General features: G+C 40.2%; 21 protein-coding genes. 18 read left to right on the top strand and 3 right to left on the bottom strand.

The features are described 5' to 3' along the window. The 7 genes from HMPREF2571_RS10465 to HMPREF2571_RS09755 form a co-directional block, all read left to right on the top strand. Positions 1 to 148, top strand: a 148-nt coding sequence (locus HMPREF2571_RS10465) for an SH3 domain-containing protein (RefSeq protein WP_176745599.1), incomplete at its 5' end; no start/stop codon positions are given. A 132-nt stretch (positions 149 to 280) separates the two neighbouring features. Continuing rightward, on the top strand, positions 281 to 1,063 hold the full coding sequence (locus HMPREF2571_RS09730) for a carbon-nitrogen family hydrolase (protein WP_070848033.1): 783 nt from the start codon (positions 281 to 283) through the stop codon (positions 1,061 to 1,063). A 9-nt stretch (positions 1,064 to 1,072) separates the two neighbouring features. Continuing rightward, positions 1,073 to 2,254: a pyridoxal phosphate-dependent aminotransferase gene (locus tag HMPREF2571_RS09735; protein ID WP_013990171.1), complete on the top strand. Its 1,182-nt coding sequence runs from the start codon at positions 1,073 to 1,075 to the stop codon at positions 2,252 to 2,254. 129 nt (positions 2,255 to 2,383) lie between these two features. Beyond that, a complete protein-coding gene (gene argC / locus HMPREF2571_RS09740) occupies positions 2,384 to 3,406 on the top strand; it encodes an N-acetyl-gamma-glutamyl-phosphate reductase (RefSeq protein WP_013990172.1) in 1,023 nt (340 codons plus the stop codon). A 29-nt stretch (positions 3,407 to 3,435) separates the two neighbouring features. Next, positions 3,436 to 4,629: a bifunctional glutamate N-acetyltransferase/amino-acid acetyltransferase ArgJ gene (gene argJ, locus HMPREF2571_RS09745; protein WP_013990173.1), complete on the top strand. Its 1,194-nt coding sequence runs from the start codon at positions 3,436 to 3,438 to the stop codon at positions 4,627 to 4,629. Positions 4,630 to 4,655: 26 nt separating this feature from the next. Then, complete coding sequence (gene argB, locus HMPREF2571_RS09750; protein ID WP_013990174.1) at positions 4,656 to 5,393, top strand: acetylglutamate kinase; 738 nt, start codon at positions 4,656 to 4,658, stop codon at positions 5,391 to 5,393. A gap of 3 nt (positions 5,394 to 5,396) precedes the next feature. Further along, on the top strand, positions 5,397 to 6,527 hold the full coding sequence (locus HMPREF2571_RS09755; RefSeq protein ID WP_013990175.1) for an acetylornithine transaminase: 1,131 nt from the start codon (positions 5,397 to 5,399) through the stop codon (positions 6,525 to 6,527). Between the two features lie 40 nt (positions 6,528 to 6,567). On the opposite strand, the gene HMPREF2571_RS09760 is transcribed toward HMPREF2571_RS09755, so the two are convergent. Beyond that, complete coding sequence (locus tag HMPREF2571_RS09760) at positions 6,568 to 7,446, bottom strand: polysaccharide deacetylase family protein (RefSeq protein WP_002886775.1); 879 nt, start codon at positions 7,444 to 7,446, stop codon at positions 6,568 to 6,570. A 173-nt stretch (positions 7,447 to 7,619) separates the two neighbouring features. On the opposite strand from HMPREF2571_RS09760, the gene HMPREF2571_RS09765 reads away from it, so the two are divergent. The 10 genes from HMPREF2571_RS09765 to HMPREF2571_RS09810 all read left to right on the top strand — a co-directional run bounded on the left by HMPREF2571_RS09765 (position 7,620) and on the right by HMPREF2571_RS09810 (position 18,090). Then, a complete protein-coding gene (locus tag HMPREF2571_RS09765; RefSeq protein WP_002885943.1) occupies positions 7,620 to 8,906 on the top strand; it encodes a homoserine dehydrogenase in 1,287 nt (428 codons plus the stop codon). A gap of 83 nt (positions 8,907 to 8,989) precedes the next feature. After that, positions 8,990 to 9,850, top strand: a complete 861-nt coding sequence (thrB, locus tag HMPREF2571_RS09770; RefSeq protein ID WP_013990176.1) for a homoserine kinase — start codon at positions 8,990 to 8,992, stop codon at positions 9,848 to 9,850. Then, positions 9,843 to 10,727 carry an EamA family transporter RarD gene (gene rarD / locus HMPREF2571_RS09775; protein WP_013990177.1) on the top strand — a complete coding sequence of 295 codons (885 nt, stop codon included), beginning with the start codon at positions 9,843 to 9,845 and terminating at the stop codon, positions 10,725 to 10,727. Before thrB ends, rarD begins: the two co-directional genes overlap by 8 nt. A gap of 112 nt (positions 10,728 to 10,839) precedes the next feature. Further along, positions 10,840 to 11,457: a PepSY domain-containing protein gene (locus tag HMPREF2571_RS09780; protein WP_013990178.1), complete on the top strand. Its 618-nt coding sequence runs from the start codon at positions 10,840 to 10,842 to the stop codon at positions 11,455 to 11,457. Positions 11,458 to 11,589: 132 nt separating this feature from the next. Continuing rightward, positions 11,590 to 11,793: a hypothetical protein gene (locus tag HMPREF2571_RS09785; RefSeq protein ID WP_002886082.1), complete on the top strand. Its 204-nt coding sequence runs from the start codon at positions 11,590 to 11,592 to the stop codon at positions 11,791 to 11,793. Between the two features lie 445 nt (positions 11,794 to 12,238). Further along, a complete protein-coding gene (locus HMPREF2571_RS09790) occupies positions 12,239 to 12,817 on the top strand; it encodes a flavin reductase family protein (protein WP_013990179.1) in 579 nt (192 codons plus the stop codon). Further along, positions 12,804 to 13,373, top strand: a complete 570-nt coding sequence (locus HMPREF2571_RS09795) for a GNAT family N-acetyltransferase (RefSeq protein WP_013990180.1) — start codon at positions 12,804 to 12,806, stop codon at positions 13,371 to 13,373. The genes HMPREF2571_RS09790 and HMPREF2571_RS09795 overlap by 14 nt, the downstream gene beginning before the upstream one ends. Continuing rightward, positions 13,366 to 14,607: a helix-hairpin-helix domain-containing protein gene (locus HMPREF2571_RS09800; RefSeq protein ID WP_013990181.1), complete on the top strand. Its 1,242-nt coding sequence runs from the start codon at positions 13,366 to 13,368 to the stop codon at positions 14,605 to 14,607. Before HMPREF2571_RS09795 ends, HMPREF2571_RS09800 begins: the two co-directional genes overlap by 8 nt. Positions 14,608 to 14,663: 56 nt before the next feature. Continuing rightward, on the top strand, positions 14,664 to 17,312 hold the full coding sequence (locus HMPREF2571_RS09805) for a valine--tRNA ligase (protein WP_002886783.1): 2,649 nt from the start codon (positions 14,664 to 14,666) through the stop codon (positions 17,310 to 17,312). Between the two features lie 10 nt (positions 17,313 to 17,322). Beyond that, positions 17,323 to 18,090: a hypothetical protein gene (locus HMPREF2571_RS09810; RefSeq protein ID WP_176745600.1), complete on the top strand. Its 768-nt coding sequence runs from the start codon at positions 17,323 to 17,325 to the stop codon at positions 18,088 to 18,090. 24 nt (positions 18,091 to 18,114) lie between these two features. Here HMPREF2571_RS09810 and HMPREF2571_RS09815 read toward each other — a convergent pair whose 3' ends face one another. Together HMPREF2571_RS09815 and HMPREF2571_RS09820 are read right to left on the bottom strand one after the other, a co-directional pair. Next, a complete protein-coding gene (locus HMPREF2571_RS09815) occupies positions 18,115 to 18,501 on the bottom strand; it encodes an IS110 family transposase (protein WP_014633739.1) in 387 nt (128 codons plus the stop codon). A 19-nt stretch (positions 18,502 to 18,520) separates the two neighbouring features. Further along, positions 18,521 to 19,282 carry an IS110 family RNA-guided transposase gene (locus HMPREF2571_RS09820; RefSeq protein WP_070848037.1) on the bottom strand — a complete coding sequence of 254 codons (762 nt, stop codon included), beginning with the start codon at positions 19,280 to 19,282 and terminating at the stop codon, positions 18,521 to 18,523. A gap of 214 nt (positions 19,283 to 19,496) precedes the next feature. Here HMPREF2571_RS09820 and HMPREF2571_RS09825 point away from each other — a divergent pair, with 214 nt between their 5' ends. Next, the gene (locus HMPREF2571_RS09825) at positions 19,497 to 20,489 is read left to right on the top strand and encodes an AIPR family protein (protein WP_256315275.1); all 993 of its coding nucleotides are present in this window, start codon (positions 19,497 to 19,499) and stop codon (positions 20,487 to 20,489) included. Positions 20,490 to 20,920 lie beyond the last annotated feature (431 nt).

The raw sequence follows: 20,920 nt of genomic DNA on the forward strand, positions 1-20,920 counted from the left end.
GGCAGAAGCTAAGGTTTCAAGTCCAGAGTTAGCCTACTATGACAAGGGCATGAGTGTTAACTATGACAAAGTTTTGACAGCCGATGGCCACACATGGCTTTCATATGTGGCAGCGAGTGGCAACCGTCGTTATGTTGATATTGCTTAATGAAGTAATGAATCAGGTTGGACAATGTGTCCAGCCTTTTTTGATAGCCTTTCTTTATCATGAGATTGAATTTTTCAATTTTTGTGACGTCTTTTGGAGTGCTATAATGGTTAATATAGAATCGAGGTTACTATGAAAATTGCATTGGTACAGATGGATGTTGCTCACGGAAAGCCTGTGGAAAATAAAAAGCACGTGAAAGAGATGTTGGAGAGGGCACTTAGCGAAAAGCCTGACGTCATTGTGCTACCTGAAATGTGGAATACTGGCTATGCTTTAGATGAACTGGATGGGCTTGCAGACAAGGAAGGTTTGAACTCTCAAGAACTCTTGTCTCATTTTGCTAGGGAACATGCTGTGGCTATTATCGGAGGGTCCGTTGCTATTGAGAAGGACGGAAAATTCTACAACACGACCTACGTCTACAATAAGTCTGGGGACCTAATCAATACCTATAGCAAGGTCCATCTCTTTGGCCTCATGGTAGAGGACCAGTATATGTCTGCTGGGGCTTCAGAGTCTGTATTTGAGCTTGATGGTGTGATAGCTGCTAGTGTCATTTGTTATGATATTCGTTTTCCTGAATGGGTGCGAACACAGATGGCACAAGGAGCCAAGGTACTTTTTGTGGTAGCGCAGTGGCCAGAACCTCGTGTGCAGCAATGGGAGATTTTGTTAAAGGCGCGTGCGGTTGAAAATCAAGCTTTTGTAGTTGCGGTTAATCGTGTCGGAACAGGACCAGACGATGTCTTTTCAGGGCATTCTATGGTTATCGATCCACTTGGAAATGTGGTCTTGCAATCCAAGGAGCATGAGGAGGGCATTTTTACGGCCGATATTAATCTTGAAGAGGTAGATAAGGTTCGAGGTCAGATTCCTGTTTTTGAGGATCGTCGCACGGACTTGTATCATTAAGGAGCGTTTATGTTATTTGAAGAATCGGACTTATTGAAGGCATTGCCAGAACAGTTTTTTGCAGGTTTGGTTGCTAAGGTTAATGCCAAGGTGGCGGAAGGAGCAGATGTGATCAATCTTGGTCAGGGCAATCCCGACCAACCGACCTATGACCATATTGTTGAGGCGCTGTGCCTTTCAGCGAAAAATCCTGCTAGCCATAAGTATTCACAGTTTCGAGGCAATCGTCCTTTTAAGGAAGCAGCTGCTAGTTTTTACGAAAAACATTATGGGGTTGATTTGGATGCAGAGCGTGAGATTTGTGTCATGGGTGGAGCTAAAATTGGACTAGTGGAATTGCCCCTAGCTTTGATGAATCCTGGCGACCTTCTGCTCTTGCCTGACCCAGGTTATCCAGATTACTTGTCAGGAGTGAGTCTAGGACGTGTAGCTTATGAGACCTTTCCTTTGACGGCTGAAAATGATTTTTTGCCAGATCTGGATGCCATTCCTGAGGAGACCGCTCGGCGTGCTAAGTTTATCTATATCAATTATCCGAATAATCCGACGGGGGCTGTGGCGACTAAGGCTTTTTATGAAAAGTTAGTTGCTTGGGCGAAGACCTACGAAGTAGGAGTGGTGAGTGATTTGGCTTACGGAGCTTTGGGTTATCAGGGCTATGAGAATCCTAGCTTTTTATCAACGCCTGGTGCTAAAGATGTGGGCATTGAGTTCTATACTTTCTCGAAAACCTTCAATATGGCTGGTTGGCGTTTGGCCTTTGCAGCTGGGAATGACCAGATGATTGAAGCCTTAAATCTGATTCAAGACCATCTTTTTGTGGGAATCTTTCCTGCCTTGCAGGAGGCTGGGATTGCAGCTCTCTTAGACCCTAAATCTGAGGAGGCTGTTGCTCAACTGAATGCGACTTATGATAGCCGTCGAGATGCTTTTGTCCAGGCAGCTGCTAAGATTGGCTGGCAGGCCTTTCCATCCAGAGGTTCTTTCTATGCTTGGATGCCTGTGCCAGAGGGGTACACCAGTGAGAGTTTTGCGGATCTTTTACTTGAGAAGGTCCATGTTGCTGTGGCACCAGGTAAAGGATTTGGTCCTGCGGGTGATGCTTATGTTCGTATTGGGCTTTTGGTAGAGCCAGAGCGTCTGGTCGAAGCGGTCGATCGTATTGCCAACTTGCATTTATTTAATAACTAGATAGCATTCGTGAAAACAAGTAGTTGAAAAAGACTGCTTGTTTTTTTCATATTAATTTCAGTTTTTCCTTGACAAATGAATAAAAATACAATAAACTGGTTACATATTTATTCAAAAAGGAGTGCATAAATGAAAGTTTCAATCGTTGGTATCACTGGTTATAGTGGTTTAGAGTTAGTTAAAATTTTGAATAATCATAAAAAAGTGGAACTTGTTTCTATTCACGCAACCAAGGAAGTGGGCCGACGATTGTCTGATGTGTATCCCTATCTGACAGATGTTTGTGACTTAGATATTGAAGCTTATGATGCGGAAAAGATTATGAAAAAGGCGGATTTGGTTTTCTTTGCCACACCTTCAGGAGTTGCTAGTTCGCTTGCAGAGGAATTTGTTCAAGCTGATTTTCCTGTTATTGATTTATCTGGGGATCATCGCTTGCCGGCAGATGTTTATCAAGAATGGTATAAAAAATCACCTGCTAAGCAGAGTGTTTTGAATAAATTTACATACGCATTATCAGAATATACAGATGTGAAGGATAAGAAATTTATCGCCAATCCTGGATGCTATGCAACAGCGACGGAGCTGTCCCTGATTCCTTTGGTTGCTTCTGGTCTGATTGAGACGGATAGTGTCATTGTGGATGCCAAGTCTGGTTTAACTGGTGCGGGTAAGGCTTTGAGCGAGTCTAGTCATTTTGTCAATGTTCACGATAATTACGTGACTTATAAACTCAATCATCATCAGCATATTCCTGAAATTGTTCAAACCTTGCAGACCTTTAATCCGGAAATGCCTGAGATTCAGTTTTCAACGTCGCTTTTACCAGTTAATCGCGGAATCATGTCTACGGTTTATTGTAAGTTGAAGAAGGGCGTGACTGTAGCTGATGTGGCTTCAGCATTCACAAAGGCTTATAGCGATAAACCCTTTGTACGTGTTCAAGACAGCTTGCCAGAACTACACAACGTTATCGGATCGAATTTTACAGATATTGGATTTGCCTATAATGAAAAAAACAATGTTCTGACAGTTATTTCAGTCATTGATAATCTGCTTAAAGGAGCAGCTGGACAGGCAGTGCAAAATCTCAACCTCATGCAGGGGTGGGATGAGACGGAAGGTTTGCTTATGACACCGTCATACTTGTAGATGTAAGCATAGAGTTAGGAGAAAAAAATATGAAAGTCATCGATGGAACAATTGCTAGTCCGCTGGGATTCTCAGCAGATGGGCTACATGCAGGATTTAAAAAGAGAAAAATGGATTTTGGTTGGATTGTCTCTGAAAAACCAGCCAGTGTGGCAGGAGTTTACACGACCAATAAGGTGATTGCAGCTCCTCTGATTGTGACCAAGACCTCCGTTAAAAAGGCTGGGAAAATGAAGGCTATCGTTGTTAACTCAGGTGTAGCCAATTCTTGCACAGGGACTCAAGGCTTGGAGGATGCTTACACCATGCAGGAGTGGACCGCTGAAAAGCTAGGTGTTGAACCAGAGTTGGTTGGTGTAGCATCTACAGGGATTATCGGTGAGTTGCTACCAATGGATACTTTGAAAAATGGTCTTTCCAAGATAGTAGTTAATGGGAATGCTGATGATTTTGCCAAGGCGATTTTGACGACTGATACAGCGACTAAGACCATTGCTGTGACGGAGACCTTTGGACGTGATGTGGTCACTATGGCTGGTGTCGCTAAGGGCTCAGGGATGATTCACCCTAATATGGCGACCATGCTTGGATTTGTTACTTGTGATGCTAATATTTCTAGTGACACCCTGCAATTGGCCTTGAGCCAAAATGTGGAAAAGACCTTTAATCAGATTACAGTTGACGGAGATACTTCAACCAATGATATGGTTCTTGTTATGTCAAATGGTTGCACGCTCAATGAAGAGATTCTGCCAGATACACCAGAATTCGATAAATTTTCGAAGATGCTGAATTTTGTGATGCAAGAGTTGGCTAAGAAAATTGCCAAGGACGGTGAAGGTGCTAATAAACTCATCCAAGTTGATGTGGTTAATGCCCCTAATGCCCTTGATGCACGTATGATGGCAAAATCAGTTGTCGGTTCAAGCCTAGTTAAAACGGCTATCTTTGGTGAAGATCCTAACTGGGGACGTATTTTAGCCGCTGTTGGCTATGCTGGTGTGGACGTTCCTGTGGATAATGTTGATATTATGATTGGCGGTCTGCCAGTCATGTTGGCCTCTAGTCCGGTCTCCTTTGATGATGAGGAAATGAAAGACATCATGCATGATGATGAAGTTACTATAACGGTAGATCTTCATGCTGGACATGAGAAAGGAACCGCATGGGGGTGTGATCTTTCCTACGATTACGTGAAGATTAATGCCCTCTACCATACTTAAGTTATCTATGACAAAGGAGTTAACTGATGACTACTGAATATATTGTAATCAAGATTGGTGGAGTAGCCAGTAAGCAGCTAACTCCTGAGATATTGGCTAAACTGTCAGAATGGCAGCAGACTGGTCAGAAAATTGTTATCGTTCATGGGGGCGGTTTTGCCATTAACCAACTCATGGAGGAGAATCAGATTCCAATTCACAAGGTCAATGGTCTTCGTGTGACGGGGAAGTCAGATATGTCCTTAATCAAAGAAGCTTTGGTTGACATAGTCGGGAAAAACTTAGCAGGTCAGTTGACGACTGCAGGTTTGCCAGCTTATCAGCTTGTTGATGAATTGCCAGACCTTGTCCATGCTGATTTCTTAGATCAAGAGACCTATGGTTTTGTGGGTGAAGTCAAAAGCATCACTAATCAGACCCTAGTGACACTCCTATCTCAAGGCAAACTTCCCTTGATTCCTAGTCTAGGCTATAGTGAGCAGGGGGATTTACTCAATATTAATGCCGATTACCTTGCCAGAGCAGTGGCGATTAGTCTAGGTGCCAAAAAACTTATCCTTATGACAGATGTCAAGGGTGTTTTAGAAAATGGTCAGGTTTTGGAGCAGCTGAATTTTGTGGACGTTCAGAAAAAAATAGATTCAGGTGTGATTACTGGGGGCATGATTCCTAAAATTCAAAGTGCTGTACAGACAGTTCAAGCTGGTGTCGAGCAGGTCATTATTGGTGATAACCTAACAGATGGTACCATAATCAAGGAGTAAGAGATGACAAAACTATTTTCAAATTATAAGCGGGCAGCGATTGATTTTGCTTCGGTTCAGGGCAATTATTTGACAGATACAACTGGCAAGACCTACTTGGATTTTTCATCAGGTATTGGGGTAACCAATCTGGGCTATCATCCCCATGTCAATCAGGCTTTGACAGAGCAGGTGGGCAAGATTTTGCACCAGCCTAATCTTTATCACAATCAGTTGCAAGAAGATGTTGCTAACCTTTTAATTGGTGACAAGGACTATCTGGCCTTTTTCTGTAACAGTGGTGCAGAGGCCAATGAGGCAGCCATCAAAATTGCCCGTAAGGCTTCGGGTAAACAAGAAATCATTACCTTCCAAAATTCCTTCCATGGTCGAACGTTTGGATCTATGTCTGCCACTGGTCAGGATAAAATCAAACAAGGTTTTGGTGAAGGTGTGCCCCACTTTAGCTATGCTATTTTCAATGACATAGACAGTGTCAAATCCCTAGCCAATGAAGCAACTGCGGCTATTATGCTGGAGTTGGTTCAAGGGGAATCAGGTGTGCAACCTGCGGATCAGGACTTTGTTAAGGCTTTGTCTGATTTTTGTAAGGAGACAGGTATTTACCTCATTGTAGATGAGGTTCAGACAGGAATTGGTCGTACTGGTAAGCTTTATGCTTATGAGCACTACGATATTGAACCAGATATCTTTACTTTAGCCAAAGGTTTGGCCAATGGGGTGCCAGTTGGTGCCATGCTTGCCAAGTCCTCCCTTGGGGCAGCTTTTTCTTACGGAAGTCATGGCTCTACCTTTGGAGGAAATAAACTGGCCATGGCGGCGGCCAAGGCTACGCTTGAAGTTATGTTGGCTCCAGGTTTTCTGGATACTGCTCTTGAAAATGGGAACAAACTACAAGAACAATTGCAGGCGGCTTTATCTGATAAGGAGACAGTTACAACTGTGCGTGGTTTAGGTTATATGATTGGAATTGAGACCACTGGCAATCTGGGAGAACTAGTTCAGGCAGCTAGAGATAAAGGGTTGATTGTCTTAACTGCAGGGACAAATGTGATTCGTCTTTTGCCACCAATCACCCTAAGTGATACTGAAATCGAAAAGGGTGTGGCTATCCTATCAGAAATATTTGACTAGAACATAAAAATCACTTGATTCAAGAATCAAGTGATTTCTTTTACTCATTGTCAGTAGCAATCTCGCTGAGAAGTCCTTTAGCTGTTGTTGTTGGCAGAATACGGACACGATTAAGTGAGAGGAGACCATCCTTAGCACTAGCTAGCCCTTCGTTAGTTGTCAGTCCTAACTTGTATGTTTTCTTAGCTAGGTCCAGTGTCGTTTGATTGTAGCGACCTGATGGGTAGGCAATGGTATTGACCTTAGTATTGAGTTTGTTTTCAAGAAAGTCGATAGAATCCGTTAATTCAACCTTTTGTGTTGCCTTGTCAGTGGCTGACAAATCGGGGTGGTTAACCGTATGAGACTGGAAGCTCATGCCGTGAGCCATCATTTCTTTCATCTGCTTGACGGTAAGATTTCCAGCATTTCCCTTCTTAACAAAGCCAGTGATCACATTGTTGGTCGCCTTAGCCTTGTATTTTTTGAGAATCGGATAGGCAATCGTATAGAAGTCTTCGTTACCATCATCAAAGGTCAGCCAAACAACCTTCTTAGCAGGCAAGGCATTTTCGGTGAAGGCTTTATAGGCTTCTTCAGGTGTTAGGAAATAGTAACCTGCCTTAGCTAATGCCTTGATTTGTGCCTCGAAGAGGTCTGGGTCAACGATAAGGTTGGCGTTAGAAGCTTCAGATGGATCCATGACGTGCACAGCATGATACATCAGGATAGGGATTTGGACAGGCTCGTCATAGGTTTTCCATTTACCTATAGTCTTAGACTGACTGGTCTGAGTCTGTTGTTGATTGCTTTTCGACTGGTTTGGTCGGTTTAACATGAAAACTGCCAGTAAGCCAAGAAGAACTAGGTTTAGTAAAAGCAGAAGAAGGTTCAATTTTTTTCTATTGGTTTTAGTTGATTTTTTCTTTTGAGAAGTCATTGTATCCCCTTTCGGATAGGTCTAGCTATTATTCTAACAAAAATGGGCTGGAAATGCACAGGATTTTCAGTAAAAAAGAATACTTAGCTCCTTAAATGGCAACAATATTCTGTCAATTCCGATAGAAATATGGTACAATTAAAAAAATGTATGTTTTTAAGGAGAAATCGTAAATGTCTATTAAAATTGGATTGCTTGGCTTTGGTACAGTAGCTAGCGGTATTCCTTTCCTTTTGAAGGAAAATGGTGAAAAGGTTCTTGCAGCCTCACGTGACCAACTCGAAATTGCGAAGGTTTTGGTTAAAGATGACGAGGAAAAAAATCGTCTTATCGCTGCAGGTAACGACTACAATTTTGTCACAAATGTTGACGAAATCCTTAACGATGACGAGATTCAAATCGTTGTCGAATTGATGGGACGTATCGAGCCAGCTCGTACTTTCATCACAAAAGCGCTTGAAGCAGGTAAAAACGTAGTTTCTGCCAACAAAGACTTGATTGCTACTCACGGTAAAGAGTTGATTTCTCTTGCTCAAGATAAGGGTGTGGCTTTCTACTATGAAGCTGCCGTTGCTGGTGGTATTCCAATTTTGCGTACTTTGGCTAATTCTTTGACATCTGACAAGGTAACACGTATCCTTGGTGTGCTCAACGGAACATCTAACTTCATGATGACTAAGATGGTGGACGAAGGTTGGTCATATGAGGATGCTCTTAAGACTGCCCAAGAACTTGGTTATGCTGAAAGTGATCCAACCAACGACGTTGAAGGTATTGACGCTGCTTATAAAGCTGTTATCCTTAGCCAATTTGGTTTTGGTGCCACAATTGATTTTGACGATGTGACTCACAAGGGGATTACAAACATCTCTACTGATGATGTAGCTGTCGCTCAAGAATTGGGCTATGTTATCAAATTGGTTGGTGATGTGCGTGAAGTAGAATCAGGTATCTCAGCAGAAGTATCGCCAACATTCTTGCCAAAAAATCACCCACTTGCTAGCGTCAACGATGTTATGAATGCAGTCTTTGTTGAATCTATCGGTATCGGCGAATCAATGTACTACGGACCAGGTGCTGGTCAAAAACCAACAGCAACATCTGTTTTGGCAGACATTATCCGTATTGCTCGTCGTCTTTCAGATGGCAATGTTGGGAAACCATTCAACGAGTTCCGTCGTGACTTGCCATTGGCTAATCCAGCAGACGTCAAGAGTAACTATTACTTTGCCCTTGATACGCCAGACGAAAAAGGTAAAATCCTTCACTTGTCTGAAATCTTCAACTCAGAAGATATTTCATTTGAACAAGTCTTGCAACAAAAAGCAAATGGTACAACAGCTCGTATCGTTGTGATTACACATGCTATGTCTAAGACACAGCTCAAAGCTGTTACTGAAAAACTTGAAGCAGCAGAAGACTTCACTGTTGTCAACACATTGAAAGTTTTGTCTAACTAATCGATAAGCCCATACTGGTGCATATAAGAAAGGTATTCAAGGAGAAAAGTCTCTAATGGCTTTCCTCCTTTTGGTGTATTATTATGAAAATTACTGTCCCAGCAACATCTGCCAATATTGGTCCAGGTTTTGACTCTGTGGGTGTTGCCGTTTCTAAATATTTGACAATCGAGGTGCTTGAACCAGCAGATGCATGGTATATCGAACACGATTTGGGAGATATTCCTTCAGATGAAAATAACCTCCTCATTTCAACAGCCTTGCAAGTGAAGTCTGATTTGCAGCCTCATAAATTGGTGATGACATCAGATATTCCCTTGGCGCGTGGTCTAGGTTCTTCAAGTTCTGTTATTGTCGCAGGAATCGAGTTGGCTAATCAATTGGCAGACTTGCAGCTATCAGACGATGATAAACTTGATATTGCGACCAAGATTGAAGGGCACCCAGACAATGTTGCCCCAGCTATTTTTGGGAATCTTGTTGTGGCATCTTATGTGGACGAACATGTTAATAGCGTTGTTACAGATTTTCCAGAGTGTGCTTTTGTAGCTTTCATTCCGAGCTATGAACTTAAGACGTCTGATTCACGTGGGGTGCTTCCAAGTGACTTGTCTTACAAAGAAGCTGTAGCTGCATCATCTATTGCCAACGTTGCCATTGCTGCCCTCTTTGCAGGTGATTTGGTTAAGGCAGGACGTGCTATCCAAGGAGACATGTTCCACGAACGCTACCGTCAAAAATTGGTTAAAGAATTTGCGACTATTAAGGAATTGTCAGGTCAATACGGTGCTTATGCGACCTATCTCTCAGGCGCTGGCCCAACAGTTATGACCTTGACGCCAAAGAATCAGGCTGAGGCACTTAAAACTGCAATAGATGGTCTTGGTTTAGATGGTGAAACCTTCATCCTATCTGTGGATAAAGCAGGTGTTGTCGTTGACTAGAAAAAATCAAGGGCTACTCTTTGGTTTAGCAACCTATATTCAATGGGGATTTTTATCTCTTTTTTGGAAGCTTTTAGCAGGTGTTTCGGCTTACAACACCTTCTCATGGCGAATTGTTTTTACTGTAGTGACTATGTTGGTCTATGCCCTAGTTGCTAAGCAAAATGCACGTTTCAAAGGTGAGCTAGTCGAACTTTGGCAGGATAAGAAAGTCTTACTTCGCATGCTACTTGCCAGCTTTCTCATAGCAGCTAACTGGTTGATTTATATCTATGCTGTGGGTCATGGTCAAGCGACGCAGGCTAGCTTGGGCTATTACATTATGCCTATTGTTTCTATCCTATTTGCCCTCATTTTTCTTCGTGAATCATTGAGTAGGACCATGTGGGCAGCAGTGGTATTGGCCTTTATAGGAGTACTGGTTCTTGTTGTCAATACAGGAAAACTTCCCATGGTTTCTTTGGGATTGGCCCTGACCTTTGGTTTCTATGGTTTAATCAAAAAAGGGGTTAAGCTCTCCAGTGACGTAGCCATGTTAGTAGAAAGTGGATTGCTACTACCTTTTGTAGCTATCTATCTCATATTCTTTTCTCCAGAATCATTTTCTTCCTATTCGAGCATGGAAATGTTTCTCCTAGCCATCTCAGGTGTAGTGACGGCTGTTCCTTTGCTTTGCTTCTCAGAAGCAGTCAAAAGGGCACCGCTTAACCTTATCGGTTTCATCCAGTATCTTAATCCTACCATTCAACTTCTCGTAGCCATTCTCATTTTTGGTGAGACAGTCAGCATTGGAGAATTGAAAGGTTTTCTCTTTATCTGGATAGCCATCCTAGTCTTTGTAACTGGCCAAATAGTAACATTTCGTAGAAGTTCCTGATAGCTATCGGGAACTTTTTATAATGCCGTCCTAAAAATTAATCAAGCTTATCTGACAATTTTAGAATTTTAAGATATAATAGTGATATTAGATTAAAATAATGGAGTATTTTATGCGAAAAACGAAAAAGCTAGTGAGCTATCTGATTCTGCTTGCTATTCCAGTTGCTATTGCTGTAGCCCTGTTTGTTTTTAACGGTTCGGGTTATCGCTTGTCAGAACAAGATGCGGCAGACATCGCCTACAAAAATGCTGGTGTCCAAACTTCTGAGATTTCTCAATCAGCAATCTCAAAATTATGTATTGGATTACATGGAAGCTATAGTGTTAGTTTTACAACACCCGACAATCATTTTGAATACACTATTGATGGTCAGTCAGGATCTATTTTGAAACATAAGAGTGACCATCCAACATCTAAGGATGAGGATGATACTAAAAAAGGTGAAGAGACTAAAGATGAGAGTCAGTCTAGCGAAAGCAAGGATGAGCCACCAGTATCTAAAGAAGCTGCTCAAACAACAGCACTCAATCATGCGGGATTGGCTGAAGGTTCTGTAACGAACTTGACGGTAGATTTGAAGACTGAAGGAAGCGGGAAAGTCTACAATATTAGCTTTGATTATGCAGTGAGTCATTTGCGTTATAAATACGCAGTAAATGCTGATTCGGGAGCTATCGTAGCCTATACAACTGAGTATCTCACAGGGGTTGCGACTCCTGCTCAGTAGGTCACAGATAGAGTGAAAGCTCTCCTTATCATTGAGGAAAATCCTTGCAATTTCTCTGAAATGGTGTAAACTTAAAGTGAAAACGGTAACAGTGGCTGTAAAGGTTGCCGTAGAATCAAGGAGGCTTTGACCATGAAAGAATTCCAAGCATTTAAAGACACGCTTAGCAATAAGGCTCTCAAAGCCATTTACGAAGAAAGTAAATTGGAAGTCCAAGACGAAACAACTGAAGGTACAGAAGCTTTCTCACTAGCCTTGGCAACCCAAATGGCTATCAATCTACTTGAAAGCTATGAAAAATGGCTAAAAGAAGAAAGAGCTAAGGAAGAAAAATAAGATACAATCCTTGTCGGAAGACAGGGATTTTTCTTATGAGAATAAGAAGTGATGCATTGTATTTATGTTTCAAGGTGGAATCTGTAGTCTGGCTTATTGTGATAACATCTTCCCCATAATTTCGTTTGTCTTGAGATTAAAAATGTGATAGAATAAGACCAATCAGAGGTGCTTTGAAGCCCATTTGTCACAGGAAGCGGTGGTACTGAGAAATCCGCACAAATGTCAAAGCTGGTTGCTGATGGTCAAATTGAATCAAGAAAGCTGTGAGTGGTTGCCACTCAAAACTGGGTGGTACCGCGGATACACATTCGTCCCTGTCATATTATGGCAGGGATTTTCTATATCTTTTAAAGAACCAAGACCGAAGGTCGCAGGTGAATTTAGAGATATTGATGCAGACGGAGCGAAAGCGAGGTCTACGTTCCTACCAAAGGAGGGTGACATGAAGCAATCTTTTGAGACCAGTAAATTGTATTATGGTTTTCCCATTTTTATCTTGGGTTACCAGGACCAGACACATGGCTATAATGTGACGACTTGTAGTTCTTCCTATAGTCTAGGAGATTGGCTAGTCATCGGGGTTGGTAGCGAGGAAAATGCGGCAGACCAGATTAAACATTATCAGAAATTTACGGTTAATATCCCTGATGAAAACCTCATGCTAGAGATGGAACAGGCTGGTTTTATTAGTCATCGTGAAAAGATTGATAAACTTGGCTTGGATTTCCGACCTTCTAAACTGACACAAGCACCTATTTTGGATGCCTGTCCAGTCATTCTGGATTGTAAGGTAGACAGAATTATTGAGGAAGATGGTATCTGTCATATCTTTGCTAAGATTCTAGACCGTCTGGCTGAATCTGATTTGTTAGATGACAAGGGACATTTTAAAAATGACCGTTTTGCACCGGCTTACTTTATGGGAGATGGACATAAGCGTGTCTATCGCTATCTAGATGACCGAATCGACCTCATGGGAAGCTTCATCAAGAAAGCGAGGAAGAAGAATGACAAGAGCTGAATTACCAGAACAAATCGAAACAGACCGTCTTCTTTTACGAGTCCGAACAGTGGCGGATGCCGAAGATATCTTTGATTTTGCCAGTCGTCCAGAAGTCTCTTACCCAGCAGGATTTCCACCCGTCAAGACCTTGGAAGATGAGATTTACTATCTAGAGCATATCCTCCCCGAGCGCAATCAAAAAGACAATCTCCCAGCTGGTTATGGCATTGTGGTCAAGGGGACTGATAAAGTGATCGGTTCTGTTGATTTCAACCATCGCCACGAAGATGATGTGCTGGAAATTGGCTATACCTTGCACCCAGATTATTGGGGCCGAAGCTATGTGCCAGAAGCGGCACGTGCTTTGATTGACCTAGGATTTAAGGATTTGGGTCTTCACAAGATTGAGCTGACATGTTTTGGCTACAATGTCCAAAGTCAACGCGTCGCTGAGAAGCTTGGTTTTACCCTCGAAGCTTGTATAAGGGACCGCAAAGATGCCCAAGGAAATCGCTGTGACAGTTTGATGTATGGCTTGTTGAAGAGTGAGTGGGAAGTAATGATAGATGGCTAAAAAGAAAAATCGACAAAAAGAATTTAAGCGTAAGCAAAAATTGATGATAAAAGTTGTTTCTGAAGAAGAAATTGCATTGACAGAATCACTTGGGTATCAACCTGTCTTTGTAGAACGTCGGAAAATTCAAAATTTTGATGAACAAAACATAGCAATGATGCAATATTTTTATGAATATGGGGTTTATCCGGATGTTCAGGAAATCAATTCCAAATTGGGAACCGGGACTTTTGATTGGAATCAAGATCATGCTTTATTCAGAGAAGCTATGTATACTCCAAATAAACAAAAGAGAAATAAATTGTTAAAACAAGTTTTAAAGCTTAACCCAGATTATTTTGCTGCCGAGTATCATCTTTTTCTTTCGACTGTTCAAGACATTGACTTACCAACTTTTAAAAGAGTATTGGAATTTGAAACTCTGGTTTTAGAAAAATGGAAAATCAATGGGTATAACAATTGGAACTCCTTTGAAGCACGCCCGATCCTAACTGCTCTTATGTTTCTGATTGAATATTATATGGCGGAAAGATTTTATTATAAGGCTTTGGAAATGGTTAACTTATACTTAAGTAAACAACCAGAGCGATTCCCTCCTAACTTTGTTTTCTGTATGCTCTCTCTATATCATATCACTGGACAAGAATCTAAAGTTGAACGGTTCTATCAGGAAGAACTGAATCAAGGAATACGTAGTGATACTGTGTTGATACATGCTATTATTTCTGCTTTCTCTAGAGGAAAGGTTGAAGAGGCAAGTAAATTATTTGCAAAACTTGTGGAAATCAACGATGATGCTGTTGACTATTTTATAGATGAAGATTGGCCCTTTAAGATTCCTGAAATAGAAGAACTGGAATGTTATTACCCAAATTCAGTCGAATCACTACAAGCTAGCCTGTATCCTATGTCTGATTATTTACAGGAAAATATTATTTTGACAGACTTTTTGACAAATGAGGCAGAGAAATTTTGCTCTATATCAGGAATTACTAGCCCTCCTGATTTAGCGGAAAAGTTATATACGGTAACTAACTGGTTCTCGTTTATGCGAGAAGAGAAAATGAAGGGAATTCGGATGGATATTGTCCGCATTTTTGTTGAAAATGGAATTCAAACGTCTGCTGACTTTAAAAATTGGACAGAAAAAGAAATCCTCGCTTTGAAGGGAATTGGTCCTGTTACCGTTCAGAAGCTAAAGGGAAATGGGATAAGGTTTAAAAAAGATAATTAATTATTTATTAATAAAAATTTAAATAAACAATAGAAATAACTAGAAAGGACACACACATGTCTAAAGAACTTTCACCAAAATACAATCCAGCCGAGGTTGAGGCTGGTCGTTACCAAAAATGGCTTGACGAAGATGTTTTCAAGCCTTCTGGCGATAAAAAGGCTAAGCCTTATTCAATCGTTATTCCACCACCAAACGTAACTGGTAAACTTCACCTTGGTCACGCTTGGGATACAACTTTGCAAGATATCATCATCCGTCAAAAACGTATGCAAGGTTTCGATACGCTTTGGCTTCCAGGTATGGACCACGCAGGGATTGCTACTCAAGCCAAGGTTGAAGCCCGTTTGGCTGAAGATGGCATCTCTCGTTATGACCTTGGTCGTGAAAAATTCCTTGATAAAGTCTGGGAATGGAAAGATGAGTATGCCTCAACTATCAAGCAACAATGGGGTAAGATGGGTCTCTCTGTAGACTACTCTCGTGAGCGTTTCACCCTTGACGAAGGTCTTTCAAAAGCGGTTCGTAAGGTTTTTGTAGAGCTATACAAGAAAGGCTGGATCTACCGTGGCGAATTTATCATCAACTGGGATCCAAAAGCTCGTACAGCCCTTTCTGATATCGAGGTTATTCACAAGGATGTCGAAGGTGCCTTCTACCACATGAACTACATGTTGGAAGACGGTTCACGTGCCCTTGAAGTAGCAACAACACGTCCTGAGACTATGTTTGGGGATACTGCAGTAGCGGTTAACCCAAATGATGACCGTTATAAAGACTTGATTGGTAAAAATGTTATCTTGCCAATCTTGAACAAGCCAATCCCAATCGTTGGGGACGAACACGCAGACCCTGAATTTGGTACTGGTGTGGTTAAAATCACACCTGCCCACGACCCTAATGACTTCTTGGTTGGTCAACGTCATAACTTGCCACAAGTCAACGTTATGAATGATGATGGTACCATGAATGAATTGGCTGGCGAATTCAACGGTATGGACCGCTTTGAAGCTCGTAAGGCTGTTGTTAAGAAATTGGAAGAAATTGGTGCCCTTGTTGAAATCGAGAAAATGACTCACTCAGTTGGTCACTCAGAGCGTACAGGTGTGCCTGTTGAACCACGTTTGTCTACACAATGGTTCGTTAAAATGGATCAATTGGCGAAAAATGCTATCGCAAACCAAGACACAGACGACAAGGTTGATTTCTACCCACCTCGTTTCAACGATACCTTCCTTCAATGGATGGAAAATGTCCATGACTGGGTAATCTCTCGTCAGCTCTGGTGGGGTCACCAAATCCCTGCTTGGTACAATGCTGAGGGTGAAATGTACGTTGGCGAAGAAGCACCAGAAGGTGACGGATGGAAACAAGACGAAGATGTCTTGGATACTTGGTTCAGTTCTGCCCTCTGGCCATTCTCAACTATGGGTTGGCCTGACGTGGAAGCAGAAGACTTCAAACGTTACTTCCCAACTTCAACCTTGGTAACAGGTTATGATATCATCTTCTTCTGGGTGTCTCGTATGATCTTCCAATCATTGGAATTCACAGGACGCCAACCATTTAAGAATGTCCTTATCCACGGCCTTATCCGTGACGAGCAAGGACGCAAGATGTCGAAATCTCTTGGTAACGGTATCGACCCAATGGATGTTATCGAGAAATATGGTGCCGATGCCCTCCGTTGGTTCCTTTCAAACGGTTCTGCACCAGGTCAAGACGTGCGCTTCTCTTACGAGAAAATGGATGCTTCATGGAACTTCATTAACAAGATTTGGAACATCTCGCGCTACATCCTCATGAACAATGAAGGGTTGACCTTGGATGCGGCACGTGAAAATGTAGCTAAAGTGGCTGCTGGTCAAGCAGGTAACGTTACAGACCGTTGGATTCTCCATAACCTCAACGAAACTATCGGTAAGGTCACTGAAAACTTTGATAAGTTCGAATTTGGTGTGGCTGGTCATATTCTCTACAACTTCATCTGGGATGAGTTTGCGGACTGGTATGTTGAGTTGACTAAGGAAGTGCTTTATAGCGATAACGAGGACGAAAAAGTCATCACACGTTCTGTTCTTCTTTACACCTTGGATCAAATCTTGCGTCTCCTTCACCCAATCATGCCATTCGTAACTGAAGAAATCTATGGCCAAATCTCTGAAGGAACGATTGTGACTGCGGAATACCCAGTGGTTCGTCCAGAGTTTGAAAACGAAGAAGCAGCAGCGGGCGTTGAAGCTCTTAAAGACGTGATTCGTTCAGTACGTAACTCTCGTGCAGAAGTGAACGTAGCTCCAAGCAAACCAATCACTATCTTGATTAAGACAAGCGACAGCAAGCTCGAAGCCTTCTTCAATGACAATGTCAACTACATCAAACGCTTCACAAACCCAGAACACTTGGAAATTGCAGCAGATGTAGAAGTACCTGACTTAGTTATGTCAAGCATCATCACAGGCGCAGAAATCTACTTGCCACTCGCTGACCTTCTAAATGTCGAAGAAGAATTGGCTCGTCTTGAAAAAGAATTGGCCAAATGGCAAAAAGAACTCGACATGGTTGGTAAGAAACTTAGCAATGAACGCTTCGTAGCTAATGCCAAACCAGAAGTTGTCCAAAAAGAACGCGACAAACAAGAAGATTACCAAGCTAAATACGATGCGACAGTAGTGCGGATTGATGAGATGAAGAAGTTAAAATAAGGAAAATAATATGGTAATTACAAAATATGAATCCTACTATAATAAAATAGTTGAGAAATTAGAAGTCATTAAAACTGAACAAAGTTATGCAAATTTATCACTTGCTTTTGCTCATTGGTTTTTAGAAAATCAATATGAGATGTCTGAACAAGAGGTTGCAGAATCTATAATCGATGGAGATGGTGACAATGGAATTGATGCTATCATTCATAATGCGGAAAATAAGTCTTTAGAAGTATTTCAGTTTAAGTTCCCAAGTAGTGTTAAAACATTAAATGATGAAATTAAACAGGGTGATATCCTAAAAACTCTGAATGGTTTTAATATCCTTGTAGAACCATCTAATAATGTTTCTGTGGAGCAATCCAATTCCTCTTTTAAAGATTTTAAAGAGTCATTAAATGATGCAGAAATACAATATTTTAAAATTAATTTTGTATCTTTTAATAAAGGAATTGTAGCTGAGGCTAATAGAGAACAAATAAATAATTTTCTTTCTATTTTCAGAAGTAATACAGGTGCGAAGATAGATGTAGAATACTTTTCGAAAAATGAAATTTCCAATATTTATGAAAAAATTCAACGCAACACATCACTAGAAGTAAAAATACCATTTAAAACCATGCAACCAGCATACTCAAATAATGGAATTATCTCATCTGTTGGCGTAATCAATGCAAAAGCTCTAGTTGAGAGCATTAAAGACGTTATTGGTGTCATTTTATTTGAAAAAAACATTAAAAATAGCGCAAAAAACTCTTCTTGTGCTATACTGTAATTGAGATTTTTTAAATTTTTGGTGTTAGAACTGTTGCCTCAGTCCTAGCACTTTTTCTTTGTCGTATTCTTGGTGTGTTGCGAGAATTTTGTAAATGATACGAAGTAGCTTATGTGCGCAAGCAATGACGGCTTTCATCTTACTTCCTCTTTGGGAAATTTTGCTATAAAAAGATGAAAACGCATTGTCTTTAGAGTGAGCCGCAATCAATCCCGACATGGTCAAAGCCTGCTTGATATATCGATTTCCTTGCGTGATATGTGAGGATTTTTTAATGCCAGCACTTTCATAAGATCCTGGGCAGAGCCCAGCCCAAGAAGCTAAGTGTGCGTCTGATTGAAAAGCTCTCACATCTGGTCCAATCTCAGCTAAAATAGTGGCTGCACAAGTTTCACTCACACCAGGAATCATTTGAAGTAATCTATTTTCTTCAGGGAAACTCCTTTTCGATATAAGCTATTATTTCACTCCTTAATTTATTCATGAGTTTTTGATACAATTGATATTCTTCTAGGCTTTGCTCCAAGAGAAATCGATCCTCCAGTGACAACTTCCCATTCATGGCCTCCATTAATTCTTCGGGACTTGCTTTGACATGCTTGTGAATACAAGCTGTCACATTGTCATAATCAATGAGTTCCCCATTGATAAAGAGCGTTAAAAGAGACTGTCCTGTCTTAGAGAAGATATCAGAAAGATAGCTGGTTAGTTTGATATTAGCACGTTGTAAGAGGTTATGAATCTCATTCTTTATTTGAGTTTGACGTTGTTTGTAAGAACGTAACCTACGAGTGAGTAAACGTAACTGCATCACTTCAGGGCTTGGAATGTAAGATGGCTCAATAAGTCCACAACGTCCGAGCTGTGCAATCCATTCGGCATCTTTCATGTCTGTTTTTCGACCAGGCACATTCTTAATATGTTGGGGGTTAGCTAATATCAAATTGAGTTCTGAGTCTGAGAATATATTAAAGAGTGGTACCCAATATTGGCCAGTGCTTTCAAAAAAGACATGTTTGACGTGATTTTCCAATAACCAATCTAAGGCGTTTTGGAGAGCTATAGTTGTTGTACCAAATTTTTTCTGAATCTTTTTAGGTTTATTGCTTTCTAGTGGACCATCTAGAATACAACAAACGATAGACTTTTGGTGGACATCAATTCCACAACAAGTTTCAATCATAACTTCCATTACAAAAACCTCCTGTTAACTATTGAACAATAGAACAAGAGGCTATTAGTAATTTTATTTTCATGCTCAAGGCATATTCGAGTTATCTCATGACTCTTGTTCATCCAGTTTTTGATACAGGCTAGGCAAAGCCCTATTAAAGACAACGGATTGGTATTGTTCACCTTCATTATAAGCCGAACTTTCTTTTCTGTCATGAGTTAGCAGGCTAAGCCTGCTTAGAGTTTTTGATGAAAATGTAAGATTATTGGAGACAAATTCATCAGTTAATAATGGTATAAAAAAGACAGCATCTTCAGAAGAAGCAAGTATGTTCTATTTATATAATAATGGAATTACTTTTATTTGTGATGGATTCATACAAAGTCCAACGTCACAACTATTGACAATCGTTGGTGCTTCTATTGTCAATGGTTGCCAAACAGTTACAAGTTTGTATCAATTAAACGAAGAGAATAAGTTGAGCGAAGATGTAGATATACTGACAAGAATTATTGAAATTTCTGATTACGAGCAACGTTCAAAAATTACTGAATTTTTAAATTCGCAAAATCCTGTCAAGAATAGTTATTTCATTGCTAATAATTCAATTGTACGAGACTTACAGACTGCACTTTTAGAGCATAACTATTTTTTAGAACGACAAATAAATGAAGCAAAACATAAAGCAAAATATGTTGATAGTGATATTATTAAAAATAAAGCCATTATAAAACTGGAAAACGTTATACAATATTACACTGGATACTATATTAACAAACATGCAGCTCTTGCTAAAAGACAGAAAGGAGGGTTATACTCACAGGACATAATTAATGAAATATTAATGCATATGACTGCTGAAAAGGTCATTGAATCATATACTATGTATGAAGAAATTGCCAAAGTGATTACTTCCTATCGTAAAAATAGACGTAACAAAAATAATTCGGAATTTGCAGATTTCATGGGCATTAATAATGAGGAATTTGTAAAATTAAGCGATGATTATCTGTTTATTAATACAGCCGATATTTTATTACTAAATATCGTTGGGAATTTGAAAAACAAAAATCAACAGGATTCTAATCAAGAATTGATAAAAAAAGCTATCGATTTACTAAAAAATACTATTGATTCAAATGAAGAATACCATAAAACTCTTCCTTCATCTATTACAAAAAATCAAAAGATTTATTCTGAAATTCAAATGAAAATTCTTAACTAAGTAATAAATAATTGAATACTATACAATGTCCATATTTTTTATATTAGTAGTTATTATATATTCATTATAATCTAGATTGTTTTACCCTAATTTATTATATAAACTTAAAGAGATTGGAATTGATTTTAAAATCAGATATCTGAAAGCTAGATTACTTATCTAGCTTTTGAATTTTAACGATTTTGTACACTATATATTCCTATGAAATTATTCAATTTATACTAGAAAAGTCAATATTTTAGAAAGCAGGTTACTGCATGACAAATTCTGTAAGTTCTAACCGACCTGAGAAGTACAACATTGTAGTTTCTTTCTTATGGTGTTGAAAAATTGAACAAACCAATGAATATGATAGGTATGGTTGTCAGTCTGATTGTTTAAATGATTCAAATTTATATTTTGCTAATCGTGGAACCTTATCCGCCTCTATG

Origin of the sequence: Streptococcus sp. HMSC068F04 (assembly GCF_001837455.1) — a bacterium.
In the GTDB taxonomy this organism is placed as follows: domain Bacteria; phylum Bacillota; class Bacilli; order Lactobacillales; family Streptococcaceae; genus Streptococcus; species Streptococcus salivarius_D.